Raw genomic sequence first — 25,642 nt, 5'->3', positions numbered from 1 at the left:
CGCCTTCCGATGGATCCCCATGGATCGCCCCGCACGCCGGTCGCCGACCCCGGCCGCCGTCCTCACCGCCGTCGCGCTCGGCGTGCTGACCTCGACCTACGCGTTGATGTCCTGGAACGACGCCCTCGACCAGGCGGCGGCCGGCGACTACCCGTGGCCGCTCGACCCGTCCGAGGTCGTGCGCTCCTCGGTCGGGTGGACGCTCGCCGTCGTGCTGGTGTGCGCGGTCACGTGGGTCGCCACGGCACGGCAGTCGGGCATCGGGCGCCCCTGGCGCGTGCCGGCGACCGCCATCGTCGGCATCGCCGTGTGGTCGCTCGCCGCGTGGGGCTCGCTCCACGTGAGCTACCTGGTCGACGGGTGGTACGTGCCCTGGCCCGGGCCGGTCCCCGTCACGGCGTACGTCACCGACCCGACGGACCCGCTCTCGACCGTTCTCGCCGTCCGGCCCGGCGCGCTGACACCGGTGATCCTCGCGGCCGCCGTCCTGGCCGTCGGCTGGTCGGGCCGCCGCCACGCCCGCAGCACCCCGGCGGTGGAACCCGTGCGGCGGCGCAGGCACGCCGTCGTGCTCGGCGTCCTCGGACCGCCGATCGTCGCTGCCGTCGCGGCCGCGACCCTGCTCCAGGTGGATGCGGACCCGTACTACACGACGCTGCAGCGCACGGTCGACGTGCTGGTCAGCCCTGGATCCGCGCTCGTCGCCGCCGTCGTCGCGGCGCTCGCGCTCGGTGGCACCGGGCGGGCCGGCTGGGTGCTGCTCGGCGTGGTCGGGCTCGCCGTCGTCGGCCCGATCGTCGGCCGATGGTGGTCGGGCGAGGCGGACAACCTCCTGGCCACGGCGGCTCTGGGCACGCTGGCCGTCGTGCTGGCCGCCGCCGTCCACCCCGCCGCGACGGCGATGTCCCGGCTCGACGATCCCGAGCCGTGGGTGCCCGACCTGCTGCTAGTCCCCGAACGGGCCGACGCGGACGACCGAGCGCGGGCGTGACGCCAGGTCCGCGGCGAGGTCCTGCACGTCCTGCACGGTGACCGCGCGGATCAGGTCGAGCGACTCGTCGATGCTCAGCAGGGAGCCGTGCACCAGCTCGGACTTGCCCAGCCGGCTCATGCGTGAGCCCGAGTCCTCCATGCCGAGCACGAGGCCGCCCGCCAGCTGGCCCTTGGACCGCTCGAGCTCGGCCTGCGTGATCGGGGCGTCCGCCATCCGCTCCCACTCGGCGACCATCAGGGCGACGACCTCGTCGACCTTGCCCGGGGTGCAGCCCGCGTACAGGCCGAAGATGCCCGTGTCGGCGTGCCCGGAGGCGAACGAGTACGTGGAGTAGGCCAGGCCGCGGCGCTCGCGGATCTCCTGGAACAGGCGCGACGACATCCCGCCGCCGAGCACCGCGTTGAGGACCGAGAGCGTGAACCGCTTCGGGTCCGTGGCCGTGAGCGACGTGCCGCCGATGATGACGTTGGCCTGCTCGGTGTGCCGGCGAATGGTCAGCTCGACGCCCTGCGCCGGGATGCCGCCCTGTCCGGCCTGCACGGCGACGTCGGTCGGGACGCGACGGCTGCGCGGCTCGGCGCCGGCGTCGAGCGACCAGCCGCCCGTGCCCAGAGCCTCGGTGACCTGCGCGCACAGCACGTCGTGGTCGACGCCGCCCGCGGCGGTCACGACGAGCGTCGAGGGTCGGTAGTGCTCCCGGTAGTGCTCCCACACCGCGTCGCGCGGCACCGCGCGGATGGTGTCGGGGGTGCCGCCGATCGGCCGGCCCAGCGCGTGGGCGCCCAGGACGGCGGCGGCGAACTGCTCGTGGACGACGTCGCTGGGGTCGTCGTCGTTCATCGCGAGCTCTTCGAGGATCACGCCGCGCTCGGTCTCGAGCTCGTCGGAGTCCAGGCGCGCGGAGGTGACCATGTCCGCGATGACGTCGACCGCCATCGGGAGGTCCGTGTCGAGCACCCGCGCGTAGTAGCAGGTGTGCTCCTTGCCGGTGGCGGCGTTGGCCTCACCACCGACGGCGTCGAACGCCTCCGCGATGTCCATCGCGGTACGGCGCGCGGTGCCCTTGAACAGCAGGTGCTCGAGGAAGTGCGTGGAGCCGTGGTGGCCGTCGGACTCGTCGCGCGAGCCCACACCCACCCAGGCGCCGACGGTCGCCGAGCGCAGGCCCGGCATGTGCTCGGTGAGCACGCGGACCCCGCCGGGCAGGACGGAACGACGCACGATGGCGTCGCCGTCCTGCCCGACGGACTGCTCGGCCCCGGGCTGACCCGGGCGGACGAGCGGGAGGTCCAGCGGCATCGTCAGGCGTCGACCGGCTCGGCCGTGCCCTCGGCAGGAGCCTCGGTCTGCTCGGCGCCCTCAGTGCCCTCTTCGATCACTGCGTGCAGCGACAGCTTGCCGCGCGGGTCGATCTCGCCGATCTCGACCTGGACCTTCTGGCCCACGGCCAGGACGTCCTCGACGTTCTCGACGCGACGACCACCGACGAGCTTGCGGATCTGCGAGATGTGCAGCAGACCGTCCTTGCCCGGCGAGAGGGAGATGAACGCGCCGAACGTCGTGGTCTTGACGACCGTCCCGACGAAGCGCTCCCCGATCTCGGGCATGTGCGGGTTGGCGATCGCGTTGATCGCCGCACGCGCGGCCTCCGCCGACGGACCGTCGGTGGCGCCGATGTAGACCGTGCCGTCGTCCTCGATCGAGATGTCGGCGCCGGTCTCCTCCTGGATCTGGTTGATCATCTTGCCCTTCGGCCCGATGACCTCGCCGATCTTGTCGACGGGGACCTTCACCGTGATGACGCGAGGAGCGAACGGGCTCATCTCGTCGGGCACGTCGATCGCCTCGGCGATGACGTCGAGGATCGCCAGGCGAGCCTCCTTGGCCTGCGTCAGCGCGCCGGCCAGCACCGAGGCGGGGATGCCCTCGAGCTTGGTGTCGAGCTGGATGGCCGTGACGAACTCACGGGTACCGGCGACCTTGAAGTCCATGTCACCGAACGCGTCCTCGGCGCCCAGGATGTCGGTGAGCGCCGCGTAGCGGGTCTCACCGTTCACCGTGTCGGACACGAGGCCCATCGCGATGCCGGCGACCGGCGCGCGCAGCGGCACACCGGCGTTGAGCAGCGACAGGGTGGACGCGCACACCGAGCCCATGGACGTCGAGCCGTTGGAGCTCAGCGCCTCGGAGACCTGGCGGATGGCGTACGGGAACTCCTCGCGGCTGGGCAGGACCGGCATGAGCGCGCGCTCGGCGAGCGCCCCGTGGCCGATCTCGCGACGCTTCGGCGAACCGACGCGACCCGTCTCGCCCGTGGAGTAGGGCGGGAAGTTGTAGTTGTGCATGTAGCGCTTGCGCGTCTCCGGGGAGAGCGTGTCGAGCTGCTGCTCCATGCGGAGCATGTTCAGCGTGGTGACACCCAGGATCTGGGTCTCGCCGCGCTCGAAGATCGCCGAGCCGTGCACGCGGGGCAGGACCTCGACCTCGGCCGAGAGCGTGCGGATGTCCCGCAGCCCGCGACCGTCGATGCGGAAGCCGTCCGTGAGGATGCGCTGGCGGATGAGCTTCTTCTGCACCGAGCGGTACGCGGCGGAGAGCTCCTTCTCGCGACCCTCGAACTGCTCGGACAGCTGCGCGACGACCTCGGCCTTGATCTCGTCGAGGCGGTTCTCGCGGGTCTGCTTGTCCGCGATCCCCAGCGCGTCGCTCAGCGACTGCGTCGAGGCGGACTCGACGGCGGCGTAGGCGTCGTCCTGGTAGTCGGGGAACGTCGGGAACGCCTGGGTCTCCTTGGCGGCCTTCGACGCCAGCTCCTGCTGGGCCTGGACGAGCACCTTGATGAACGGCTTGGCCGCCTCGATGCCCTGGGAGACGATCTCCTCCGTGGGGGCGGTGCCACCCTCGAACTTGATGAGGTTCCAGGACTTCTCGGGCGCCTCGGCCTCGATCATGGCGATCGCGACGTCGTCTCCGACGACCCGGCCGGCGACGACCATGTCGAAGGTGGCGCGCTCGCGCTCGGAGTACCGCGGGAACGCGACCCACTGGTTGTCGATGAGCGCGATGCGCACACCGGCGACGGGGCCGGAGAACGGCAGGCCCGACAGCTGCGTCGAGATGGACGCCGCGTTGATGGCCAGCGTGTCGTAGGAGTCGTCCGGGTGGATCGACAGCACGGTGATGACGACCTGGACCTCGTTGCGCAGGCCCTTGACGAACAGGGGGCGCAGCGGGCGGTCGATCAGGCGGCACGCGAGGATGGCCTCGGTGGACGGGCGACCCTCACGGCGGAAGAACGAGCCGGGGATCTTGCCGGCCGCGTACGACCGCTCCTCGACGTCGATCGTCAGGGGGAAGAAGTCGAACTGCTCCTTCGGGTGCTTGCCGGCCGTCGTGGCGGCGAGCAGCGTCGTCTCGCCGTCCAGGTAGGCGACAGCGGCACCGGCGGCCTGCTTGGCGATGCGGCCGGTCTCGAAGCGGACGGTGCGGGTGCCGAAGCGACCGTTGTCGATCAGTGCCTCAGCGAACTGGATCTCGGGACCCTCCACGGGTGCCCTCCTCTTTGGTGAAGGCGCCGGCCGTCCGCGAGCGATCTTCGATCGAGGCCACCGGACGTCCCCTTGCGGAGCTTCCGGAAGCCACTACCGAGGACCGGACCGAGCGGACCGACGCGGTGTGGTGGTGCAGGTGATGCGTGGTGGAACGACGTGCCGTTACGCCACACCAGCCCGGACCCTGAGCGGGTCCGGGCTGGTGCGAGGCGTTATCGGCGCAGGCCGAGCCGCTCGATGATGCTGCGGTAGCGGTTGATGTCGACCTTCTGCAGGTAGCCGAGAAGGCGACGACGCTGACCGACGAGCAGCAGCAGGCCGCGGCGGCTGTGGTGGTCGTGCTTGTGGGTCTTGAGGTGCTCCGTGAGGTCCTTGATGCGCTGCGTGAGCATCGCGATCTGGACCTCGGGGGAACCGGTGTCACCCTCGTGGGTGGCGTACTCGGTCATGATGGACTGCTTGACGGCACTTTCGAGCGGCACGGTTCTCCAGGTTGTCTCGTTGCGCGGTGCGCCGGGGCATGTCCACCCGGGCTCTCTCGTTCCGCGGCCGTTCGTACGGCGCCCATAGACTATCAGGCTGCGGGCTCGCTCCCCGCATCGGCCGGTGTGACCCCGGCCCCGTCGAGGATCTCGCGCACGCGGTCGACGTCGTCCCTCATCTGCACCAGCAGCTCGTCGATCGAGTCGAACCGCAGCGTCGGCCGCAGGCGCTCCACCAGCTCCAGGACGACCACCTCGTCGTAGAGGTCGAGGTCCGTGCGGTCGAGCACGTACGCCTCGACCCGCCGCTGCACGCCGTCGAACGTCGGGTTGGTGCCGATGGACACCGCCGCCGGGAGCACCCGGTCCGGGTCCGCCGCGTCGACCGCGCTCCCGTCCGCGTCCAGCACGCGGCGCAGCCAGCCCGCGTAGACGCCGTCGGCGGGCACCATGCCCTCCGCGTCCTGCGACAAATTGGCGGTCGGGAACCCCAGGTCGCGCCCCCGGGCGTCGCCGTGCACGACCACGCCGCGCACCCGGTGCGGCCGGCCGAGCACCCGCCCGGCCTGCACGACGTCGCCGGCGTCGAGCAGCTCGCGCACCCACGTCGACGACCAGCGCCGGCGCAGCGGGTCGGCCGCGAGGTCCTCGGCGCTGCCGGGGTCGGCCGACTCGGCGGGCGTCACGTCCTCGATGACCTCGACGTCGAACCCGTGCTCGCGGCCCAGCTCGACCATGGTCGACAGGTCGCCGGAGTTGTTCCAGCCGAACCGCACGTCCCGCCCGACCACCACGGTCTGCGCGTGCAGCACGTCCACCAGGTACCGCTGGACGAACTCCTGCGGGGACTGCCGCGCGAACTCGAGCGTGTACTCGAGCAGCAGGACGGCGTCGAGGCCGGTCTGCTCGAGCAGCTCGAGGCGGTCGGCGTCGCCCGTGAGCAGCGGCGGCGCGGTGTCGGGCCGGTGCACCTGCTGCGGGTGCGGGCTGAAGGTCACGGCGACCGCCTGCGCTCCCGCCGCGGCGGCGTCGGCGCACATCCGCCGCAGCACGCTGACGTGGCCGCGGTGGACCCCGTCGAAGTTGCCGATCGTCACCACCGACGGACCGAAGTCCGCGGGCACGTCGGACAGCTCCCTCCAGACCTGCACGCCTGCTCCTCGTCGTCCGTGCCCGGGGGTGGAGATCCGGGGCCCGACCGACAAGCCTGCCACCCCGCGGGGCCGGCGCCCGCCAGGCGGTGCCTCAAGCGGGTGCGAACACCAGCGCTGGGCGGACCTTGCCGCCCCGCTCCTCGAGCAGCGCGACCAGCTCCCCGTCGGCCCGGATGCCCGCGACGGTCGCGCCGGCCTGGCCCTCGACGACGCCGATCGACTGGCCGTACGACAGCGCGCGGGCCTCGTCGTCGCTGAGGTCGCGCACCGGGAACGTGGCGCGGGCGGCGTCCGCGAGCGGCACGACGTCGATCGGCACGTCCATCGGCAGGGCGCCGAGCTCGTCCAGCGAGCGCGCCACGTCGAGCCCGTAGCCACCCACCCGGGTCCGCCGCAGGGCGGTCAGGTGGCCGCCGACGCCGAGCCGCGCGCCGAGGTCCCGGGCGAGCGCGCGGACGTACGTGCCCGAGGAGACGACGACGGTGACGTCGACGTCGAACGCGGCCGATCCCTCGTCGGTCCGCGCCGGTCGCACCCCGTGCACGTCGAACCGGCTGACCGTCACGGGACGGGCGGCCAGCTCGACGTCCTCGCCGGCCCGCACCCGCGCGTAGGCCCGCTGGCCGTCGACCTTGATCGCCGAGACCGCGCTGGGCACCTGCTGGATGGGGCCCGTCAGCCCGGCGACGCCGGCCTCGATGTCCGCCGGCGAGATCGCCGAGGCGTCGGTCACCGTGAGGGGCTCCCCCTCGGCGTCGTCCGTCGTGGTCGAGACCCCGAGCCGGATCGTCGCCGTGTACTCCTTGTCCGCCCCCACGATGTACGTGAGCAGGCGCGTCGCGCGGCCGATGCCGATCACGAGCACGCCGGTCGCCATCGGGTCCAGGGTGCCCGCGTGACCGACCTTGCGGGTGCTCGCCAGGCGACGCATGCGCGCGACGACGTCGTGGCTGGTCCAGTCGGCGGGCTTGTCGACGACGACCACGCCGTCGGCCGCGGTGGGCCTGCGCTCCCCCGACGGGTGCGTCCGGTTCACGCGGTGCGCCGCTCGGCGATCCCGTCCTGCACGCACTGTACGAGGGCGTCCAGACCGGCGTCCTCGGCGCGGTGCGCGGGCGCGTCGACCGCGAGCAGCACGTTGATGAGCATGCCCTGCGCCACGAACTGGCGGGCGACGTTCTCGTCGGCGCCCGACCGCTCGCGGAACAGCCGGAACGCCTCCCCCAGCGTGTGGCGGGCGACGCGGCCCACCTCCTCGTCGGCGCCGGCGATGAAGCCGTGCATGACCAGACGCAGCAGGTTGCGGTCGGCCAGCAAGCCGACGTACGCGTCGCCCATGAGCATCCCGGCGTCCGGACCTGCGGGAACGCTCGAGAGCGCCGCGATGATCTCCGCGCTGGCCACCTTGTAGGCCTCGAGGAACAGCTCGCGCTTGGTGCCGAACAGCCGGACCACGTAGGGCTGCGAGACGCCCGCGGCGCGCGCCACCTCGTCGGTGCTCGCGGCGTAGCCGCGCTCGGCGAACACGACGCGCGCCGCGACGAGGATCTCCTCGCGGCGCTGGGCGCCGCTCATGCGCTGGGCGGGCTTCTTCGCGGCCCAGTCGCGGGTCTGGTCGAGAGACATGGTTGACATGTTATCAGCGGATGCCTACGGTCGTCCTTGTTAGTAATCAGTCAATGCCAACAAGGGAGCCTCCCGTGACCGTCACGATGCCGGCACCGCCCCGGCCAGCCGCAGCGCCGTCGACCGCGCGCCGCCGTGGCACCGCGATCGCGCTGATCGCCGCGTCCGTCCCCATGTTCATGGCGACCCTCGACAACCTCGTCATGACGACCGCGCTCCCCGTCCTGCGCACCGAGCTCTCCGCGTCGCTCGAGCAGCTGCAGTGGATGGTGAACGCCTACACGCTGAGCTTCGCGACCCTGATGATCGCCGCCGCGACCCTGGGCGACCGCTGGGGGCGCCGCCGGGTGTTCGTCGCCGGCATCACCCTGTTCGGGCTCGCCTCGATCGCGTCGGCGCTCTCGACCAGCGCCGAGATGCTCATCGCCGCCCGGGCCCTGCAGGGTGCCGGGGCCGCCGCGATCATGCCGCTGTCGCTCACGCTGCTCGCCGGCGCCGTCCCCGCCTCCCGCCGCGCCATGGCCATCGGCGTCTGGGGCGGGGTGTCCGGCCTCGGGGTCGCGCTCGGTCCGGTCATCGGCGGCGCCGTCGTCGACGGCATCTCGTGGCAGGCGATCTTCTGGATCAACGTGCCCGTCGCGCTGATCGCCGTCCCGCTGGTGTTCTGGGCGCTGCCCGAGTCGTTCGGCCGGCGGCAGCCCCTCGACCTCGCGGGCCTCGCGCTCGCCGGGTCCGGCATCCTCTCCCTGGTCTGGGCGATCATCCGCGGCAACGACGACGGGTGGGGTTCCACCACGGTGGTCGGCGGCCTGGTACTGGGCGTGCTGCTGATCGGCGCGTTCCTGTTCCGGGAGTCGCGCACCGACCACCCGCTGGTGCCCCTGCGGCTGTTCCGGGTGCGGTCGTTCTCCGTGGCCAACGCGAGCGCGCTGGCGTTCTCGTTCGGGGTGTTCGGGCTGGTGTTCCTGCTCGCGCAGTACCTGCAGATCGGGATGGGCTACACGCCCCTGCAGGCCGGCATCCGCACGCTCCCGTGGACGGCGGCGCCGATGATCTTCGCGCCCATCGCCGGCATGCTGGCGCCCCGCATCGGGGTCCGGCCGCTGCTCACGACGGGACTGGCCCTCCAGGCCGCCGGGCTGGCCTGGCAGGGGCTCATCGTCACCAGCGACACGCTCACGTACGCCGACCTGGTGCCCGGGCTCGCCCTGGCGGGCATCGGCATGGGCCTGACGTTCGCGCCCAGCGCCACGGCCGTCCTGTTCGACATGGCTCCCGACGACCACGGCACCGCGAGCTCGGTGAACTCGACGATCCGGGAGATCGGCGGAGCGCTGGGCGTCGCGTCGCTGGTCGCCGTGTTCACCGCCTCCGACGGCACCCTGACGCCCGGGGGGTACGTCGCCGGGCTGCAGCCGGCCGCGCTGGTCGCCGCCCTCGTCGTCGCCCTCGGCGCGCTGGTCGTGCTGGTCTGGATGCCGCGCGACACCGGGCGGGTCCGGGCCTGAACGCACAGAACGGCGCCCCGAGCCGGGGGCGCCGTTCGTGCGTGCCGGTGTCAGTCGTCCGCGGCCTCGTCGTCCGCGTCCGCCTTCTTGTACGGGTCCGAGTCGCCCGCGAAGCTCGCCTGGGCGGCCAGCGCGGCCACCTCGCGGTCGCGGCGAGCAGCCTCGAGCAACGCGGCGTCGAGCTGGGCCGACGTGTCGGGCAGCGCGTCGAGGTGGAAGTCGAGCGACGGGGTCAGCCGGATCCCGGTCTGCTTGCCCACCTCGGAGCGGATGATGCCCTTCGCGCTCTCGAGCGCGGCGGCCGTGTCGGTGCGTGCGGCGTCGTCGCCGAGCACGGTGTAGAAGACGTCGGCGTGCTGGAGGTCACCCGTGACGCGCACGTCGGTGACCGTCACGAAGCCCAGGCGCGGGTCCTTGATCCGGGTGTCGAGCATCTGCGCGACGACCTGCTGGATGCGCTCGCTGAGCTTGCGGGCGCGGGCGGTGTCCGCCATCGGAACGTTCCTTTCCTCCTGAGAGACCGCAGGGCGGGCGAGGAGGATTCCTCGCCCGCCCTGCGGGCGTTGATCACCGGGGTCAGGCGCGAGGCTTCTCGCGCATCTCCCAGGTCTCGATGGTGTCGCCGATCTCGACGTCGTTGAACGAGCCGAGGCCGATGCCGCACTCGAAGCCCTCGCGGACCTCGGTGGCGTCGTCCTTGAACCGCTTGAGCGACTCGATCGTCAGGTTGTCCCCGATGATCTTGCCGCCACGCGTGACGCGCGCCTTCGTGTTCCGTCGGATGAGGCCCGACCGGACGATCGAGCCGGCGATGTTGCCGAACTTCGACGAACGGAAGACCTCGCGCACCTCGGCGGAACCGAGCTGCACCTCCTCGTACTCCGGCTTGAGCATGCCCTTGAGGGCCGCCTCGACGTCGTCGATCGCCTGGTAGATGACCGAGTAGAAGCGCACGTCGACGCCCTCGCGGTCAGCCAGCTCCTCGACGCGCTCCGCGTACTTGACGTTGAAGCCGATGATGATGGCCGAGTCGACCGTGGCCAGGTTGACGTCGTTCTGCGTGATGGCACCCACCCCACGGTGGATGACCCGCAGCTCGACCTCCTCGCCCACGTCGATCTTGAGCAGCGCGTCCTCGAGTGCCTCGACGGCACCCGACACGTCGCCCTTGAGGACCAGGTTGAGGGTCTCGACCTTGCCCTGCTGGAGCGCCTGCGTGAAGTCCTCGAGGCTGATGCGCTTGCGACGCTTGGCCAGGAGGGCGGCACGCTCGGCCGCCTCGCGCTTCTCGCCGATCTGACGCGCGGTGCGGTCGTCCGGCGCCACGATGAACGTGTCGCCGGCGCGGGGCACCGAGGTCAGGCCGAGCACCTGGACCGGACGCGACGGCCCGGCCACGAGGACCGGCTCGCCGTGCTCGTCGAACATCGCACGGACGCGGCCGTAGGCCGTCCCGGCAACGATCGCGTCGCCGACCTCGAGCGTGCCCGACTGGACCAGCACGGTCGCAACCGCACCGCGGCCCTTGTCGAGGTTCGCCTCGATGGCCACACCACGTGCGTCCTTGTCGGCGTTGGCCCGCAGGTCGAGCGCGGCGTCCGCCGTGAGGAGGACGGCCTCGAGCAGCTGGTCGATGCCCTGGTTCTGCTTGGCGGAGACGTCGACGAACATCGTGTCGCCGCCGTACTCCTCGGCCACCAGGTTGTACTCGGTGAGCTGCTGGCGGATCTTGGCGGGGTTGGCCCCCTCCTTGTCCACCTTGTTGACCGCGACCACGATCGGCACGCCGGCCGCCTGGGCGTGGTTGAGCGCCTCGATCGTCTGAGGCATCACGCCGTCGTCGGCCGCGACCACGAGGATCGCGATGTCGGTCACCTGCGCACCACGGGCACGCATGGCGGTGAACGCCTCGTGGCCCGGGGTGTCGATGAACGTGACGGCACGGTCGAGGCCCTCGTGCGTCGTGTGCACCTGGTAGGCACCGATGTGCTGGGTGATCCCGCCGGCCTCGCCCGCGACGACGTCCGTCTGGCGGATGGCGTCGAGGAGCTTGGTCTTGCCGTGGTCGACGTGACCCATGACGGTGACGACCGGGGGCCGCGCCGTCAGGTCGTCGTCGCCCTCGGCCTCGAGCTCGGCGTCCAGGTCGATGTCGAAGGCCCCGAGCAGCTCGCGGTCCTCCTCCTCGGCCGACACCATCTCGATGACGTAGCCGAGCTCGACGGCGAGGGTCCCGAAGGTGTCCTCGTCGAGCGACTGGGTCGCCGTGGCCATCTCACCGAGGTGGAACAGCACGGTGACCAGCGCGGCCGGGTTGGCGTCGATCTTGTCGGCGAAGTCGTTGAGCGACGATCCGTGGCGCAGGCGGACGACGGTCTTGCCGTTGCCGCGAGGAACCTGCACGCCACCCAGCGAGGGGGCCTGCATCTGCTCGAACTCTTGACGCTTCGCACGCTTCGACTTGCGGCCACGGACGGGACGACCGCCCGCGCGACCGAAGGCACCCTGCGTGCTGCCACGACCGGCACCGCCGGGACGACCGCCGCCGCCACCGGGACGACCGGCGAAACCGCCGCCGCCGCCAGGAGCGCCGCCGGGCGCGCCGCCACCGGCACCGCCGGGACGACCGGCGTAGCCGCCGCGCGCGCCACCGCCACCGGGACCACCCGCACGGCCACCGGGGCCGGCCGGGCGCTCGCCGGGACGACCGACGCCGCTCTGGGTACGACCCGGCATCATGCCGGGGTTGGGGCGCGGACCGCCCGGACGGGGACCGCCGGGACGGGGACCGCCCGGACGCTCACCGGCCGAGGCGGCCGGAGCACCCTCGGTGGCGGCGGGACGACGGTCACGGTCGCCCGGACGCGGCATGCCCTGCGAGGGGGCGAACGGGTTGTTGCCCGGACGCGGGCCACCGGGACGCGGACCGCCGGGGCGCTCGCCCTGGCGGGGCATGCCCTGGGACGGCGCGAACGGGTTGTTGCCCGGACGTGCGGCAGGCGCGGCCTGACGCGGGCCGGGGCGCACCGCCGGGGCAGCGGCAGCAGCAGCGGCGGCAGGAGCCGGCGCAGCGGCAGCCGGCGCGGCGGCCGGGGCCGGACGCGCGGGAGCCGGCCGGGCCGGAGCCGGGGCGGGTGCAGCAGCTGCGGGAGCCGGCGCCGCGGGGGCGGCCGGCGCGGTCGCCACGGGAGCCGGGCGCGAGGCCTCGGCGACCGGTGCAGCCGCAGGTGCGGGGGCAGGCGCCGGACGTGCCGGTGCCTTGGGGGCGGGCGCGGCGGACGTGCCGCCACCACCCACGGGGTAGGTGTCACGAAGCTTGCGCACGACCGGCGGCTCGATGGTCGAGGACGCCGAGCGAACGAACTCACCGAGCTCGTTCAGCTTGGTCATGATGGTCTTGCTGTCGACCCCGAGCTCTTTGGCGAGCTCGTAGACGCGGACCTTGGCCACATCTCTCCTGTCTCGGTCCGCCCGGACAGGGTCGGACCGTCGTTAGTGCTGGGTACTCATCGCTGGGTACTCATCGGTGCGTGCTCATCGGGCAGCCATCGGCTTCCAACCCGCTTTCCGTATCGACGATCGGCCTCGCCACCGGGAACTACCCGACGACGTCCTGCTCCTGCTGCTCCTCGAGGTGCCTGTGCACCGCACCCGCATCGGGCTGGCCCGCAACACGCAGGGCCCGCCCGAACGCACGGCGGCGTTCGGCCTTCTCGAGACATCCAGGATCGGGGTGCAGCCATGCCCCCCTGCCCGGCATCCGGCGACCGACGTCCACGAGGAGACGAGCTCCGTCGTGATCGGCGACCACCCTCAGCAGGGCTGACCTCGGGCCGGTGGCTCGGCACCCCACGCACGTGCGCACCGGACCCATGCCTGAGACATCGTTGAGTGTCTGAGGGATCCGCCGGCTCGACGGGAGGAGCCGGACATCCGGCCCAGCCGCGGTCAGTCTACCGCGCTGCGCCGCGGACGGCGTCACTCGTGAGGTCACTCACTGCCGTCCCCACCGTCGCGGGCGCCCTGCGAGGCGGCCTCCCGCTCCCCCGGGACCTCGGCGTCGGACCGGATGTCGATCCGCCACCCGGTCAGCTTCGCGGCGAGCCGCGCGTTCTGGCCCTCCTTGCCGATGGCCAGGGACAGCTGGTAGTCGGGAACGATCACCCGGGCGGCGCGCGCCTCGGGGTCGACCACCGTGACGGACAGCACACGCGCGGGCGACAGAGCGTGCGCGATCATCTCGGCCGGGTCGTCCGCGTGGTCGACGATGTCGATCTTCTCGCCGTGCAGCTCCGCCATCACGGCGCGCACCCGGCCGCCCATCGGGCCGATGCAGGCGCCCTTGGCGTTGACGCCGGGCACGGTGGCGCGGACGGCCATCTTGGTGCGGTGGCCGGCCTCGCGGGCCATCGCGGTGATCTCGACGGTGCCGTCGGCGACCTCGGGGACCTCGAGCGCGAACAGCTTGCGCACGAGGTTCGGGTGGGTGCGCGACAGGGTGACCTGCGGTCCGCGCTGGCCGCGCGCCACCTCGAGCACGTAGCCGCGGATGCGGTCCCCGTGCACGTACTCCTCGCCCGGCACCTGCTCGTGCGCGGGCAGCACGGCCTCGGTCCCGCCCACGTCGATGAGCACGGTCCGGGGGTCGCGGCCCTGCTGGATGACGCCGCCGAGGACCTCGCCCTCCTTGCCGCGGAACGCACCGAGCACCTGGTCGTCCTCGGCGTCGCGCAGCCGCTGCACGATGACCTGGCGGGCCGTCGCGGTCGCGATGCGCCCGAAGCCGTCGGGGGTGTCGTCGTACTCCGGGCCGTCGGGTCCGGGCGGGGGCATGATGCCCTCGTCGTCGGGCTCGCCCAGCGGGGCCGCCTCGCGCGCCCACACCGTCACGTGCCCGGTCTTGCGGTCCACCTCCACCCGCGCGCGCGTCTGGGCGCCCGGGGTGCGGTGGTAGGCGGACAGCAGCGCCTGCTCGATCGCGGAGACCAGCACGTCGAGGCTGATCTCCCGTTCGCGCTCGAGCAGCCTCAGCGCCTGCATGTCGATGTCCATCGTCAGCTCTCCTTGCCGGCGGCGTCGCGGCCGACTCTCTCGTCTTGGTCCACGTCCACAGGGCCGATGCCCGACAGGTCCACCTCGACGTGCGCCTCGCGCACGTCGGTCAGGAGCACGCGGACCGGGTCGCTCACGACCGGCTTGCGTCCCTTGCGGCCCGGCGTCACGGGCACGACGACGATCGCGTCGCCGTCCGCACCGGTCCGGTCGACCTCGGTCAACCGACCCGCCAGCTTGGACCCGTCCGTCAGCGTCACCGTGACCATGCGGCTGACCGCGCGCGTGAAGTGGCGGCGCTCGGTCAGCGGGCGGTAGACCCCGGGGCTCATCACGTCGAGCGTGTATTCGCCGACGATGACGTCGGCCGCGTCGAGGGCGTCGGAGACCGCACGGGTCGCCTCCGCCACGCGCTCGAGGTCCAGGTCACCCTCGTCGTCCTCGGTCAGGTCGACGACCACCTCGACGACAGATCGCGTCCCGGCCTTGCGCACCGTGACGTCCTCGAGCACGAGACCCCCGGCCACGACGGCGGGCTCCACGACGTGGCGGACCCGCTCTGCGTGTGCTGGCGCGACCATGTCAGCCTCCTGTCGGTCCAGCGGGTCGTCGGCGAGCGACGTAGCGACCCTGTGATGTTGTGGGTCCAGAGTAACGAGTCCGGGCGTGCCCGACCGCCGCGGCCGTGCGGCGTGGCAGGATCACCGGCGATGAGCGCGCGCCAGGACCCTGCAGCACCGCGGGATCTCCCGCGCCCGTGGGTCCGCGGGCTCGCCGCGGCCGTGATGGTTCTCACGCTCGCGGCGTGCGGCCTGCGCGCCGAGACACCCCCTCCGGTCGAGCCCAGCCCGGACGCCGTCGAGCAGGTGCGCGCCCGGACCGTCGCCGACTCCCTCGCCCTCGCCGAGGCGGCGACCGCGGCCGCGCTGCTCCCCGACGGTGCGGTGGACCTCGTCGCCCCGGTGCTGGCGGACGTGACCGGGTTCTCCGGCCAGCACGCCGAGCAGCTCGGCGGCGTCTACGTCTCCGGCCTCCCGGCGCCGACCGAGAGCCCGAGCAGCACGCCCACCACCAGCACGGCCACCGTGGCCGAGGTGCTGGACGAGCTGGCGACCGCGACCCGGACCGCGCTCGCCGACGCCGACGCGGTGAGCGACGGGCCGCTGGCCCGGCTCGTCGCCTCGGTCGCGACGTCTCGCGGCGAGCTGGCCACCCGGCTGGCGCACGCCACCGGCGCCGAGGTGCCGTCGCTGGTCCCCGACGAGGCGGCGGCCTCCCCGTCGCCCAGCCCGACCGGCGTCGACGGCGTGACGACCGAGGAGGCGGGCACGCTCGCGCTCGTGCACGACCAGGCCGGCTACGGGTTCGAGGTGATCGCGGCCAAGCTCTCCGGCGACCAGCGCACCGCGGCCTCGAGCTCGTCGGCGGTGCACCGGGCCCGCAGCGAGGACTGGGCCGGCGCGGCAGGCATCGACGGCACGGCGCAGGACCCCCGTCGGGCCTCCTACACGCTGCCCGCCGGGTTGGACGACCCGACGGTCGCCACCGCCCTCGCGCGCACCCTCGAGACCTCCGTCGCCGACGCCTACGCCGACGCGGTCGCGCAGGCCGCCCCCGGCAGCCGGGCACCGCTCATCGACGGCCTGCGGGCCGCGACGGACGCCGCCGCGGCCTGGGGCGCCACCCCGGTGCCGTTCCCGGGCCTCCCGGAGCGCGCCCAGCAGCCGGTCGGCTGACCGCCGGACAGCACGACGACGTCCGAGCAGCCGGCTGCTCGGACGTCGTCGTGCACTGCCCTACGCGGTGAGCAGCTCCGTGACCAGCGCGGAGACGCGGTCCGCGGCCTCGGCGACCGGGACCTGCTCGGTGGTGCCGCCGACGCGCGGGCGCACCTCGACCACGCCCTCGGCCAGCCCGCGGCCGACGACGACGACGAGCGGGACCCCCAGCAGCTCGGCGTCGGCGAACTTCACGCCGGGCGAGACCTTGCCGGGACGGTCGTCGTAGAGCACCTCGACACCTCGACCCGAGAGCTCGGTGGCCAGCGCCTCCGCGGCCTCGAAGACCGCGGGGTCCTTGCCGGTGGCCACCACGTGCACGTGGGCTGGGGCCACGTGCGCAGGCCAGGCCAGCCCGCGCTCGTCGTTGTTGGCCTCGGCGAGCGCCGCGAGCACGCGGGTGACGCCGACGCCGTAGGAGCCCATGGTGACGACCTGCGCCTTGCCGTTCTGGTCCAGGACCGTCAGGCCGAGCGCCTGGGCGTACTTGCGGCCGAGGGCGAAGATGTGGCCGATCTCGATGCCGCGCGCCAGCTCGAGCGGGCCGGAGCCGTCGGGGGCCGGGTCGCCCGCGCGCACCTCGGCCGCCTCGACGGTGCCGTCCGCCGTGAAGTCGCGACCGGCCACGAGATCGAACACGTGCCGACCCGGCTCGTTCGCGCCCGTGATCCAGCGCGTCCCGGCGACGACCCGGGGGTCGAGCAGGTAGCGGACCGCGGTGCGCTCGGCACCCTCGGCGACGGGGACGTTCGGGCCCATCGACCCGGGGCCGATGTACCCGCGGACGAGCTCGGGGTGCGCCGCGAAGTCGGCGTCGCCGGCGGCCTCGACCTCGGCGGGCGCCACGGACGCCTCGAGGCGCTTGAGGTCGACGTCGCGGTCGCCGGGCAGGCCGACGACGAGGAGCTCGCGCTCGCCGGTCGGGTGCACCAGGGCCAGCACGACGTTCTTCAGCGTGTCCGCCGCCGTCCAGGCTCGGTCGGGACGCGCGAACCGCTCGTTGGCGACGGCCACGAGCGTGTCGATGGTCGGCGTGTCGGGGGTGTCCTCGACGTGGGCCGCCGGGGCGTCGTCGAACGGCACGGCGTCCGGCACGACCGTGGTGACGGCCTCGACGTTCGCGGCGTAGCCGCCCGGCGAGCGCACGAACGTGTCCTCGCCGATGGGCGTCGGCGTGAGGAACTCCTCCGAGCGCGACCCGCCCATGGCCCCCGACGTGGCGGCGACGATGACGTACTCGAGGCCGAGGCGGTCGAAGATGCGCTGGTAGGCGTCGCGCTGCGCCTGGTAGGACACCTCGAGGCCGGCGTCGTCGACGTCGAACGAGTAGGCGTCCTTCATGATGAACTCGCGGCCGCGGATGAGCCCGGCGCGCGGGCGCGCCTCGTCGCGGTACTTCGTCTGGATCTGGAAGAGAGCGAGCGGCAGGTCCTTGTACGACGAGTACAGGTCCTTGACCAGCAGCGTGAACATCTCCTCGTGCGTCGGCGCGAGAAGGTAGTCACCGCCCTTGCGGTCCTTGAGCCGGAAGATGTTCGGCCCGTACTCCGTCCAGCGCCCGGTCGCCTCGTAGGGCTCCTTGGGCAGCAGCGCCGGGAAGTGCACCTCCTGGGCGCCGGCCGCGGCCATCTCCTCGCGGACGACCTGCTCCACCTTGGCCAGCACGCGAAGACCCAGCGGCAGCCAGGTGTAGATGCCGGGGGCTGCGCGACGGATGTAGCCCGCGCGCACGAGCAGCCGGTGGCTGGCGACCTCGGCGTCGACCGGGTCCTCGCGCAGGGTGCGGAAGAAGAGCTGGGAGAGGCGGATGAGCATGGGAGGAAGCGTAGTTCTCCCGGATGGCCGCCCCGTACGGGTTTCCGTGGGGTTGGATGGGGCCTGTGCCGGAGCTGCCCGAGGTCGAGGCGCTCGCGCAGTTCCTGCGCGGGCGGACGGACGGCCACGCCGTGACCGAGGTCTCGATCGGCGCCATCAGCGCGCTCAAGACGTTCCGCCCGCCGCCGGACGCGATCGTCGGCGGCACCGTCGTGGACGTCCAGCGGCACGGCAAGTGGCTCGACCTCATGGTCGCCACGCCGACCGGCGAGCCCCTGCACCTGATCTGGCACCTGTCGCGCGCCGGCTGGGTGCGCTGGTCGGAGCAGCTGTCGACCAACCCGGTGCGCCCCGGCAAGTCCCCGCTGGCGCTGCGCGTCCGCATCGACGACGGGTCGGGCTTCGACCTGACCGAGGCGGGGACGCGCAAGCGCCTCGCCGTGCACGTCGTCGAGGAGCCCTCCGACGTGCCGCAGATCGCCACGCTGGGTGTCGAGCCGTTGTCGGACGAGTTCACCGAGGACCGGCTGGCCGAGCTGCTCGCGGCACGGAACCAGCAGGTCAAGGGCCTGCTGCGCGACCAGGGGACGATCGCGGGCATCGGCAACGCCTACTCGGACGAGATCCTGCTCGCCGCGCGGATGAGCCCGTTCGCGATGACGAAGTCGTTCGACGCGGACCGCACCCGGGTCCTCTGGGAGGCGATCCGCGACGTGCTCACAGGCGCCGTGGCGTCGGCGTCGGGCAAGCCGGCGGCGGAGCTCAAGGACGCCAAGCGGCGCGGCATGAAGGTGCACGGGCGCACGGGCGAACCCTGCCCGGGGTGGAACGACGTGCCGTGCGGGGACACGGTGCACGAGGTCTCGTTCGCAGACTCGTCGCTGCAGTACTGCCCCACGTGCCAGACGGGCGGCAAGCCGCTGGCGGACCGACGGATGTCCCGGCTGCTGCGCTGACGGGCCTGGGAGCGAGCGTCAGAACAGGACGGTCGCGTACGTGCCGACCTGCCGGAACCCCACCGCGCGGTACGACGCGAGCGCTCGCGCGTTGTAGCTGTTGACGTAGAGGGACACCAGCGGCGCGACCTCCCCGCGGGCGATCTGCACGACCGCGGCCATCCCGGCCTCGGAGATGCGCTCGCCACGCCGGTCCGGGGCCACCCACACGCCCTGCACCTGCGCGACTCCCCCGGCGACGGCCCCGAGCTCCGCCTTGAACACGACGTCCCCCGCGGGACGCCGGGTGAGCCGGCGGTCCTCCACGACGGGTCCGGACGGGTCGATCCGGACGAACGAGCGGCCCTGCGCGATGAGGCCGTGCACCCGCGTCTCGTACGGTCCGCCCGGACCGCTGACCGGCGAGTAGCCGACCTCCTCGGTGAACATGCGCACGCACGCGGGCAGGACGACGTCGAACTCCTCGGGGCGCGACCGGCGTACGCGCGGGTCGGGCGCCACCAAGGGGGCGTGCTCGAGGACCATCGACGGCTGGTCGTCGCGGACCTCCCGGGCGGCGGGCCAGAAGTACCTCAGGCGGCCCCACAGGCCGAGCACCGCGTCCGCGGGTCCGACGATCGAGGAGCAACGCCTGCCCTGGCCGCGGGCCAGCCCGGCGAACGCGTCGAGCGCGCGGCTGACCGTGCGGGGGTCGTCCACCGGGACGACGGGGACCATGTTGGCGCCCGCGAAGCAGATGGCGAGGAGCTCGCCATCCTCCTCGTAGCCCCACAGCGCCCCACCGGCGACCCGGAGCGACTTGCCCACTGCCTGTTCGAGCCGCGCTGTCGCCAGGACGGAACCGACAGCATCCCGGGCGCAGACCGCCAGGGCGCTCTCGAGGTCGACGTCCCCGAGGACTCGACCCCCGGCCCGACCGTCGAGCAGAGCAGCGCGGCGTTGCACCATGGGTTGATCCTGCACCACCTGCTTGTACTTCACCCGAGATCCGACACGTCGATCGAGTGAACGTTGGGCGCCAGCACCCCTCAGCCGACGGTGACCACCGGGGAACCGTCGCCGGACTCGACCGGGTCCATGCTCTCGGCGAGGCGCATGGCCTCCTCGATCAGGGTCTCGACGATGAGCGCCTCGGGGACCGTCTTGATGACCTCGCCGCGGACGAAGATCTGCCCCTTGCCGTTGCCGGACGCGACACCGAGGTCGGCCTCGCGCGCCTCGCCGGGCCCGTTGACGACGCAGCCCATGACGGCCACCCGCAGCGGCACCTCCATGCCCTCGAGACCGGCCGTGACGCGCTCGGCCAGCGAGTACACGTCGACCTGGGCGCGGCCGCAGGACGGGCAGGACACGATCTCGAGCTTGCGCGGCCGCAGGTTGAGCGACTGCAGGATCTGGATGCCGACCTTGACCTCCTCGACCGGGGGCGCGGACAGGGACACGCGGATGGTGTCGCCGATGCCCTTGCTCAGCAGCGCGCCGAACGCGGTCGCGGACTTGATGGTGCCCTGGAACGCCGGTCCCGCCTCGGTGACGCCGAGGTGCAGGGGCCAGTCGCCCCGCTCGGAGAGGAGCTCGTAGGCGCGGACCATGACCACCGGGTCGTTGTGCTTGACCGAGATCTTGAAGTCGCGGAACCCGTGCTCCTCGAACAGCGAGGCCTCCCACACGGCCGACTCGACGAGGGCCTCGGGGGTGGCCTTGCCGTACTTGGCCAGCAGGCGCGGGTCCAGCGAGCCGGCGTTGACGCCGATCCGGATCGAGGTGCCGGCGTCGGTGGCGGCCCGGGCGATCTCCTTGACCTGGTCGTCGAACTTGCGGATGTTGCCGGGGTTGACGCGGACCGCCGCGCAACCGGCGTCGATGGCGGCGAACACGTACTTCGGCTGGAAGTGGATGTCCGCGATCACGGGGATCTGCGACTTGTGCGCGATCGCCGGGAGGGCGTCGGCGTCGTCCTGGGTGGGCACCGCGACGCGCACGATGTCGCAGCCGGCCGCCGTCAGCTCCGCGATCTGCTGCAGGGTCGCGTTGATGTCCGTGGTCTGCGTGGTGCACATCGACTGCACGCTGACGGGCGCGTCCCCGCCGACCTCGATCTTGCCGACCTTGATCTTGCGGGTCTTGCGCCGCGGGGCAAGGACGAGGGGGGGTGCCTCCGGCATGCCGAGGCTGATCGGGATGGTCACCTCGTCATCATCGCACCCGGCACGACTCGCGTCGGTCCCGGAGGGCCCGCTGTGCACGAGATCACCCCGGAGCCCTCACGGATCAGATCTGCACCGGGTTCACGATGTCGGCGTAGATCAGCAGGAGCCCGACCGCGCCGAGCACCACGAACACGGAGTACGCCAGCGGGACCAGCTTGGCGGAGTCGAACGGCCCCGGCCGCGGCAGGCCACGCAGGCGGGCGACCTGACGGCGTCCGCCCTCCCAGAGCGCCGCAGCCACGTGACCGCCGTCGAGCGGCGGCAGCGGGATGAGGTTGAAGACGAACAGCGCGATGTTCAGCGCGGCGAGCATCTGCAGCAGGGACGCGGCCTTGATCTGCCAGTCGAGGCCGTCGGTCGAGGCGATCTCGCCGGCGAACCGGCCGATGCCGACGATTCCGACGATGCTGTTGGCGTCCCGCGGCGTGTCGTTGACCTCCGAGCGGACCAGGTCGACGACGCGGGCCGGCAGCGTCGCGACGACCGTGACGGTCTGCCACGTCGTGTCGGCGACCACGCGCGGCACCGACAGCACCGGCTGCCGGACCATCTCGCGCGACGGCGTGATGCCCAGGAACCCGACGGGCTTGGTCACCTGCTGGCCGGAGCTGTCGAGGACGGGCTGGTCGTTGGCGTCGTACACCGGGCGGTCGGCGACGATCGGCGTGATCGTGAGGTCGACGGTCGTGCCGTCGCGCTCGACGACGACCGGGACGGGGTCGGCGCTCGAGGCCTTGATCAGCCCGGAGAGCTGCTCCCACGAGGTGATCTCCGTGCCGTCGTACGACACGATCGTGTCGCCCGGCTCGATGCCCGCCGCGGCCGACGGGGCGGCGACGTCGGACGACGTGCACTGCTGCGTCGCGGGTGCGTCCGCGGGCAGCACGCACTGCGAGACCCCCGCCAGGTGCGGCGTGTACGTCGGCAGGCCGAAGCCGATGAGCACGATCGCCATGAGCACGAACGCGATGACGAGGTTCATCACCGGCCCGCCCAGCATCACGACCAGCTTCTTGGGCGTGGACAGGTGGTAGAACGCCCGGGAGTCCTCGCCGGGCCGGATCTCCTCGGCGCTCGCCTGACGGGCGTCGCGCGCGAGCCGGCCGGTCCACGACTTCGCCGGCGGGTTGCCCACCGCGGCGTCGGGCGGGTACATGCCGACCAGGCGGACGTAGCCGCCCAGCGGGATCGCCTTGAGGCCGTACTCCGTCTCGCCCTTGGTGCGCGACCACAGGGTGGGCCCGAAGCCGATCATGTAGTGGCTCACCCGGACGCCGAAGCGCTTCGCGGGGACCATGTGCCCGACCTCGTGCAGCCCGATGGAGAGCAGAAGCACCACGACCACGACCAGAACAGCGCCCAGGTACTCCATCGACCCCTCCGTCCACGTCCCCGCACGCACGCACGAGAGCGGGGTCTCGATCGACCCGCGCCGGCCCATCTTCCCCCGAGACGCTGGGAACCCCCTGACAGCGTGCTCGGGTCACCCGATCGGCGCTCCGGTACCGCCGAGCGGGCGCGCGGCGGATTTCGTCGGCCAGATCCTTCCCGGAGCACGAGATCCGCATTAGCGTCCCCTCATGACCACTGTTTCCGCCCCCGCCTCCCCCCTCGAGCAGCGCCGCGTCCTGCGCACGGCGATCCCCGGACCCCGCTCCGTCGCCCTCGGCGAGCGGCGTCGTGCGGCGGTCGCGGCGGGGGTGTCCTCGACGCTGCCCGTCTACGTGGCGCGGGCAGCGGGCGCGGTCATCGAGGACGTCGACGGGAACGTGCTGGTCGACCTGGGTTCGGGCATCGCGGTGACGTCGGTCGGGGCCAGCGCGCCGGAGGTCGCGGCGGCCGTGGCCGCGCAGGTGCTCGACTTCACGCACACCTGCTTCATGATCAGCCCGTACGAGGAGTACGTCGCCGTGTGCGAGGGGCTGGCCCGGGTCACGCCCGGCACCCACGAGAAGCGGTCGGTCCTGGTCAACTCGGGTGCCGAGGCCGTCGAGAACGCGGTGAAGATCGCCCGCCGCGCGACCGGCCGGGAGGCCGTGCTGGTGCTGGACCACGCGTACCACGGGCGCACCAACCTCACGATGGCGATGACCGCGCGGGCCATGCCCTACAAGACGGGCTTCGGACCGTTCGCCGGCGAGGTCTACCGCGTGCCGGCGTCGTACCCGCTGCGCGACCCCGAGGGGATGACGGGCGAGCAGGCGGCGCAGCGGGCGATCGACGTGGCCGAGCGCCAGGTGGGCGCCGACCAGGTGGCCGCCCTGGTGGTCGAGCCGATCCTGGGCGAGGGCGGGTTCGTCGTGCCGGCCCCGGGCTTCCTGCCGACCCTCGCCGCGTGGGCCGCAGAGAAGGGGATCGTGTTCGTCGCCGACGAGGTGCAGACCGGGTTCGCGCGCACGGGGGCCATGTTCGCCAGCGAGCACGAGGGCGTCGTCCCCGACCTGATCGCGCTGGCCAAGGGCATCGCCGGCGGGCTGCCGCTCGGCGCCGTGACGGGCCGCGCCGAGCTGCTCGACGCCGTGCACGCGGGCGGCCTCGGCGGCACGTTCGGCGGCAACCCGATCGCGTGCGCGGCCGCGCTGGCCTCCCTCGAGATCTACGAGCGCGACGACCTGGCCGGCGCCGCGCGGGCGATCGAGGCGGCCGTGCTCCCCCGGCTCCGGGCGCTGCAGGGCGAGGTGCCCGCGCTCGCCGACGTGCGCGGGCGCGGCGCGATGCTGGCCGTCGAGCTCGTCGTGCCGGGCACGCTCGAGCCCGACAAGGCCGCGGCGCAGAAGGTCGCTGCGGCGTGCGCGGCGCAGGGCGTGCTGGTGCTCACCTGCGGCACGTGGGGCAACGTCCTGCGCCTGCTCCCGCCGCTGGTCATTGGGCTCGACCTGCTGGACGAAGCGCTGACCGTCCTGGAGGACGCCCTCCGCTCGCTCTAGCGTGTCGTGTAGCGGGCGGCATCGACGTCGGCGTGGTGCCCGTGCCCGGTCAGGTCCCAGACCCAGAGGCCGACGAAGGCGCCCGTGAACCCCATCGCGCGGACCTGGCCGGCGGCGTCGAGCTCGACGGCGTGCTCGTCGGAGAGCACCGCCGCGTCGACCGCCGCGCCGACGGGCTGCCACACCGCTCCCGTGGCGTACCGGAACGCGAGCCGGTCGCCGTCGAGGTCGAGGCCCAGGCGCACGGGCGCACCGGGCGGAAGCGCGACGACCGCCGGGTCGAGGCGGACCACGCCGCGGTCGGAGTGCGCGACCCGCAGGACGGTCGACCCGTCGTCAGCGGCCGTGACGTGCAGGAAGGACCAGGAGCGCGTGTTGTAGTACGCCGTGATGCCCGCCGCGTGCTGGAACGTCGTCGGCTCGAGCTCGATCGTCGCCTCGAAGCCGCAGCGCTGCTCGGTGACGCGACGCGCGACGAGGCTCGCGCCGACGGCGCTCTGCGGGGACCTGCCGCCGTGGATCCGCAGGTGCGAGGGTCGCGACGTCAGGTCCAGCCAGTCGTCGGTCGGTGGCCGGCGGAGCGTGGACCACTGGGGGCCGAGTCGGTCGAGGTCGAAGTCGTCCTCCTCGTCGACCTCCGCCTGGGCCTGCGCGCCGACCTCCACCTCGAGCGGCGGGAGGGGGTCGGTCACGCTCGGCCAGCCGTCGACCCAGTCGACCCGGGCGAGCGCGGTCTCACGGCCGAGGACGCACGGGCCACGTTCCCCGTGCGGCCGCGCGACGAGGAACGCGAGGAACCACTCGTCGTCGGGAGTCGCGACGAGGCTCCCGTGCCCCGCCTTCTGCAGCGGCCAGTCGGGCCGGTGCTTCGCGGTGACGAGCGGCCCACGCGGGTCGCGCTCGTACGGACCGGCCAGCGACCTCGACCGGGCCACCGTGACCTGGTGCTCGTACCCCGTGCCGCCGTCGGCCGTGACCAGGTAGTACCAGTCCCCCCGGCGGTAGACGTTGGGCCCCTCGATCCACGAGTCGGACGGCGGCAGGTCGAGGCGCACGGGCGGACCGACCAGGGTGCGGGTCCGGCGGTCGTACGGGGTCGCCTCCAGGCCCGCCGAGCCCCCGCGACCGGGCCGCCAGTCGTGGACCAGGTTGACCAGCCAGCTGTCGGGCCCGTCGTGGAACAGCGACGCGTCGAAGCCGCGCGCGTGCAGGAGCACCGGGTCGGACCACGGGCCGTCGATCGAGGGCGCCGTCACGACGTAGCTCGGGGCGTCGGTGAAGCCACCGGTGTACGTCGAGACGTTGCTGTAGACGAGGTGGAACAGCCCGTCGACGTAGGACAGGTTCGGCGCCCAGACGCCGCCCGAGTCCGGCACACCCGTCAGGTCGAGCAGGCGCGAGTCCCGCAGCGCGCCGCCCAGGTCCTGCCAGCTCGCGAGGTCCCGGGACCGGTGCAGGCGCACCCCGGGGTACCACTCGAACGTCGACGTCGCGACGACGTACTCGTCGCCGACGCGCACGACGGACGGGTCGGGGTGCGACCCGCGCAGGATGGGGTTGCGGACCGTCATGCCTCCATCCTCACGGAC

Annotated in this window: 21 protein-coding genes; 5 read left to right on the top strand and 16 right to left on the bottom strand. The window is 72.9% G+C overall.

The features are described from left to right. The first annotated feature begins 19 nt into the window (after positions 1-19). Positions 20-991, top strand: a complete 972-nt coding sequence (locus AC1DWH_RS09885) for a hypothetical protein (RefSeq protein WP_477093514.1) — start codon at positions 20-22, stop codon at positions 989-991. Here the strand turns inward: AC1DWH_RS09885 and AC1DWH_RS09880 are convergent. From AC1DWH_RS09880 to AC1DWH_RS09855, 6 genes are all read right to left on the bottom strand, one after another. Then, positions 947-2,293 (bottom strand): M16 family metallopeptidase, encoded by a 1,347-nt coding sequence (locus tag AC1DWH_RS09880; RefSeq protein WP_477093513.1) that lies wholly within the window; start codon positions 2,291-2,293, stop codon positions 947-949. The two genes, AC1DWH_RS09885 and AC1DWH_RS09880, sit on opposite strands and share 45 nt — an antisense overlap. A gap of 2 nt (positions 2,294-2,295) precedes the next feature. After that, positions 2,296-4,542, bottom strand: a complete 2,247-nt coding sequence (locus tag AC1DWH_RS09875) for a polyribonucleotide nucleotidyltransferase (protein ID WP_477093512.1) — start codon at positions 4,540-4,542, stop codon at positions 2,296-2,298. Positions 4,543-4,757: 215 nt separating this feature from the next. Further along, positions 4,758-5,027: a 30S ribosomal protein S15 gene (gene rpsO / locus AC1DWH_RS09870; RefSeq protein ID WP_028049909.1), complete on the bottom strand. Its 270-nt coding sequence runs from the start codon at positions 5,025-5,027 to the stop codon at positions 4,758-4,760. A 92-nt stretch (positions 5,028-5,119) separates the two neighbouring features. Next, entirely contained in the window at positions 5,120-6,178 is a 1,059-nt protein-coding gene (locus AC1DWH_RS09865) for a bifunctional riboflavin kinase/FAD synthetase (RefSeq protein WP_477093511.1), read from the bottom strand. A 94-nt stretch (positions 6,179-6,272) separates the two neighbouring features. Further along, on the bottom strand, positions 6,273-7,217 hold the full coding sequence (gene truB, locus AC1DWH_RS09860; RefSeq protein WP_477093510.1) for a tRNA pseudouridine(55) synthase TruB: 945 nt from the start codon (positions 7,215-7,217) through the stop codon (positions 6,273-6,275). Next, the gene (locus AC1DWH_RS09855; protein WP_477093509.1) at positions 7,214-7,807 is read right to left on the bottom strand and encodes a TetR/AcrR family transcriptional regulator; all 594 of its coding nucleotides are present in this window, start codon (positions 7,805-7,807) and stop codon (positions 7,214-7,216) included. The genes truB and AC1DWH_RS09855 overlap by 4 nt, the downstream gene beginning before the upstream one ends. A gap of 86 nt (positions 7,808-7,893) precedes the next feature. On the opposite strand from AC1DWH_RS09855, the gene AC1DWH_RS09850 reads away from it, so the two are divergent. Next, a complete protein-coding gene (locus AC1DWH_RS09850) occupies positions 7,894-9,315 on the top strand; it encodes an MFS transporter (RefSeq protein ID WP_477093627.1) in 1,422 nt (473 codons plus the stop codon). 50 nt (positions 9,316-9,365) lie between these two features. Here the strand turns inward: AC1DWH_RS09850 and rbfA are convergent, their stop codons facing one another. The 5 genes from rbfA to AC1DWH_RS09825 all read right to left on the bottom strand — a co-directional run bounded on the left by rbfA (position 9,366) and on the right by AC1DWH_RS09825 (position 14,948). Beyond that, a complete protein-coding gene (rbfA, locus tag AC1DWH_RS09845; RefSeq protein WP_456846688.1) occupies positions 9,366-9,809 on the bottom strand; it encodes a 30S ribosome-binding factor RbfA in 444 nt (147 codons plus the stop codon). An 82-nt stretch (positions 9,810-9,891) separates the two neighbouring features. Further along, the gene (gene infB, locus AC1DWH_RS09840) at positions 9,892-12,765 is read right to left on the bottom strand and encodes a translation initiation factor IF-2 (RefSeq protein WP_477093508.1); all 2,874 of its coding nucleotides are present in this window, start codon (positions 12,763-12,765) and stop codon (positions 9,892-9,894) included. A 148-nt stretch (positions 12,766-12,913) separates the two neighbouring features. After that, the gene (locus AC1DWH_RS09835) at positions 12,914-13,189 is read right to left on the bottom strand and encodes a YlxR family protein (protein ID WP_477093507.1); all 276 of its coding nucleotides are present in this window, start codon (positions 13,187-13,189) and stop codon (positions 12,914-12,916) included. 116 nt (positions 13,190-13,305) lie between these two features. Continuing rightward, positions 13,306-14,367, bottom strand: a complete 1,062-nt coding sequence (nusA, locus tag AC1DWH_RS09830; RefSeq protein WP_456845185.1) for a transcription termination factor NusA — start codon at positions 14,365-14,367, stop codon at positions 13,306-13,308. Between the two features lie 2 nt (positions 14,368-14,369). After that, entirely contained in the window at positions 14,370-14,948 is a 579-nt protein-coding gene (locus AC1DWH_RS09825) for a ribosome maturation factor RimP (RefSeq protein WP_477093506.1), read from the bottom strand. Positions 14,949-15,077: 129 nt separating this feature from the next. On the opposite strand from AC1DWH_RS09825, the gene AC1DWH_RS09820 reads away from it, so the two are divergent. Continuing rightward, on the top strand, positions 15,078-16,103 hold the full coding sequence (locus tag AC1DWH_RS09820; protein WP_477093505.1) for a DUF4439 domain-containing protein: 1,026 nt from the start codon (positions 15,078-15,080) through the stop codon (positions 16,101-16,103). 60 nt (positions 16,104-16,163) lie between these two features. Here the strand turns inward: AC1DWH_RS09820 and AC1DWH_RS09815 are convergent, their stop codons facing one another. Further along, entirely contained in the window at positions 16,164-17,960 is a 1,797-nt protein-coding gene (locus tag AC1DWH_RS09815) for a proline--tRNA ligase (RefSeq protein WP_456845182.1), read from the bottom strand. A 65-nt stretch (positions 17,961-18,025) separates the two neighbouring features. On the opposite strand from AC1DWH_RS09815, the gene AC1DWH_RS09810 reads away from it, so the two are divergent. After that, positions 18,026-18,916, top strand: a complete 891-nt coding sequence (locus AC1DWH_RS09810; RefSeq protein WP_477093504.1) for an Fpg/Nei family DNA glycosylase — start codon at positions 18,026-18,028, stop codon at positions 18,914-18,916. Between the two features lie 18 nt (positions 18,917-18,934). Here the strand turns inward: AC1DWH_RS09810 and AC1DWH_RS09805 are convergent, their stop codons facing one another. The 3 genes from AC1DWH_RS09805 to AC1DWH_RS09795 form a co-directional block, all read right to left on the bottom strand. Beyond that, complete coding sequence (locus AC1DWH_RS09805; RefSeq protein ID WP_477093503.1) at positions 18,935-19,864, bottom strand: GNAT family N-acetyltransferase; 930 nt, start codon at positions 19,862-19,864, stop codon at positions 18,935-18,937. Positions 19,865-19,944: 80 nt separating this feature from the next. Further along, positions 19,945-21,081 carry a flavodoxin-dependent (E)-4-hydroxy-3-methylbut-2-enyl-diphosphate synthase gene (gene ispG / locus AC1DWH_RS09800; RefSeq protein WP_456845189.1) on the bottom strand — a complete coding sequence of 379 codons (1,137 nt, stop codon included), beginning with the start codon at positions 21,079-21,081 and terminating at the stop codon, positions 19,945-19,947. 106 nt (positions 21,082-21,187) lie between these two features. Continuing rightward, the gene (locus AC1DWH_RS09795) at positions 21,188-22,498 is read right to left on the bottom strand and encodes a M50 family metallopeptidase (protein WP_477093502.1); all 1,311 of its coding nucleotides are present in this window, start codon (positions 22,496-22,498) and stop codon (positions 21,188-21,190) included. 208 nt (positions 22,499-22,706) lie between these two features. Between AC1DWH_RS09795 and gabT the strand changes: the two genes are divergently transcribed. Then, positions 22,707-24,053 (top strand): 4-aminobutyrate--2-oxoglutarate transaminase, encoded by a 1,347-nt coding sequence (gabT, locus tag AC1DWH_RS09790; RefSeq protein WP_477093501.1) that lies wholly within the window; start codon positions 22,707-22,709, stop codon positions 24,051-24,053. Here the strand turns inward: gabT and AC1DWH_RS09785 are convergent. Continuing rightward, complete coding sequence (locus AC1DWH_RS09785) at positions 24,050-25,624, bottom strand: glycoside hydrolase family 43 protein (RefSeq protein WP_477093500.1); 1,575 nt, start codon at positions 25,622-25,624, stop codon at positions 24,050-24,052. The two genes, gabT and AC1DWH_RS09785, sit on opposite strands and share 4 nt — an antisense overlap. Positions 25,625-25,642 lie beyond the last annotated feature (18 nt).

This window comes from Cellulomonas sp. P2_F12 (genome assembly GCF_056403775.1).
The sequence above is the reverse complement of the archived record's forward strand: the minus strand, read 5'-3'. Positions and strand labels throughout refer to the sequence as shown.

What these genes read in the sequence shown, in the direction of transcription:
- AC1DWH_RS09825 (WP_477093506.1), bottom strand. Translation starts at nt 14,948, where the DNA reads ATGGTCGCGCCAGCACACGCAGAGCGGGTCCGCCACGTCGTGGAGCCC.
- ispG (WP_456845189.1), bottom strand. Translation starts at nt 21,081, where the DNA reads ATGCCGGAGGCACCCCCCCTCGTCCTTGCCCCGCGGCGCAAGACCCGC.
- AC1DWH_RS09805 (WP_477093503.1), bottom strand. Translation starts at nt 19,864, where the DNA reads ATGGTGCAACGCCGCGCTGCTCTGCTCGACGGTCGGGCCGGGGGTCGA.
- AC1DWH_RS09820 (WP_477093505.1), top strand. Translation starts at nt 15,078, where the DNA reads ATGAGCGCGCGCCAGGACCCTGCAGCACCGCGGGATCTCCCGCGCCCG.
- AC1DWH_RS09880 (WP_477093513.1), bottom strand. Translation starts at nt 2,293, where the DNA reads ATGCCGCTGGACCTCCCGCTCGTCCGCCCGGGTCAGCCCGGGGCCGAG.
- AC1DWH_RS09835 (WP_477093507.1), bottom strand. Translation starts at nt 13,189, where the DNA reads ATGGGTCCGGTGCGCACGTGCGTGGGGTGCCGAGCCACCGGCCCGAGG.
- AC1DWH_RS09885 (WP_477093514.1), top strand. Translation starts at nt 20, where the DNA reads ATGGATCGCCCCGCACGCCGGTCGCCGACCCCGGCCGCCGTCCTCACC.
- AC1DWH_RS09855 (WP_477093509.1), bottom strand. Translation starts at nt 7,807, where the DNA reads ATGTCTCTCGACCAGACCCGCGACTGGGCCGCGAAGAAGCCCGCCCAG.
- gabT (WP_477093501.1), top strand. Translation starts at nt 22,707, where the DNA reads ATGACCACTGTTTCCGCCCCCGCCTCCCCCCTCGAGCAGCGCCGCGTC.
- rbfA (WP_456846688.1), bottom strand. Translation starts at nt 9,809, where the DNA reads ATGGCGGACACCGCCCGCGCCCGCAAGCTCAGCGAGCGCATCCAGCAG.
- AC1DWH_RS09795 (WP_477093502.1), bottom strand. Translation starts at nt 22,498, where the DNA reads ATGGAGTACCTGGGCGCTGTTCTGGTCGTGGTCGTGGTGCTTCTGCTC.
- AC1DWH_RS09785 (WP_477093500.1), bottom strand. Translation starts at nt 25,624, where the DNA reads ATGACGGTCCGCAACCCCATCCTGCGCGGGTCGCACCCCGACCCGTCC.
- nusA (WP_456845185.1), bottom strand. Translation starts at nt 14,367, where the DNA reads ATGGACATCGACATGCAGGCGCTGAGGCTGCTCGAGCGCGAACGGGAG.
- AC1DWH_RS09815 (WP_456845182.1), bottom strand. Translation starts at nt 17,960, where the DNA reads ATGCTCATCCGCCTCTCCCAGCTCTTCTTCCGCACCCTGCGCGAGGAC.
- AC1DWH_RS09850 (WP_477093627.1), top strand. Translation starts at nt 7,894, where the DNA reads ATGCCGGCACCGCCCCGGCCAGCCGCAGCGCCGTCGACCGCGCGCCGC.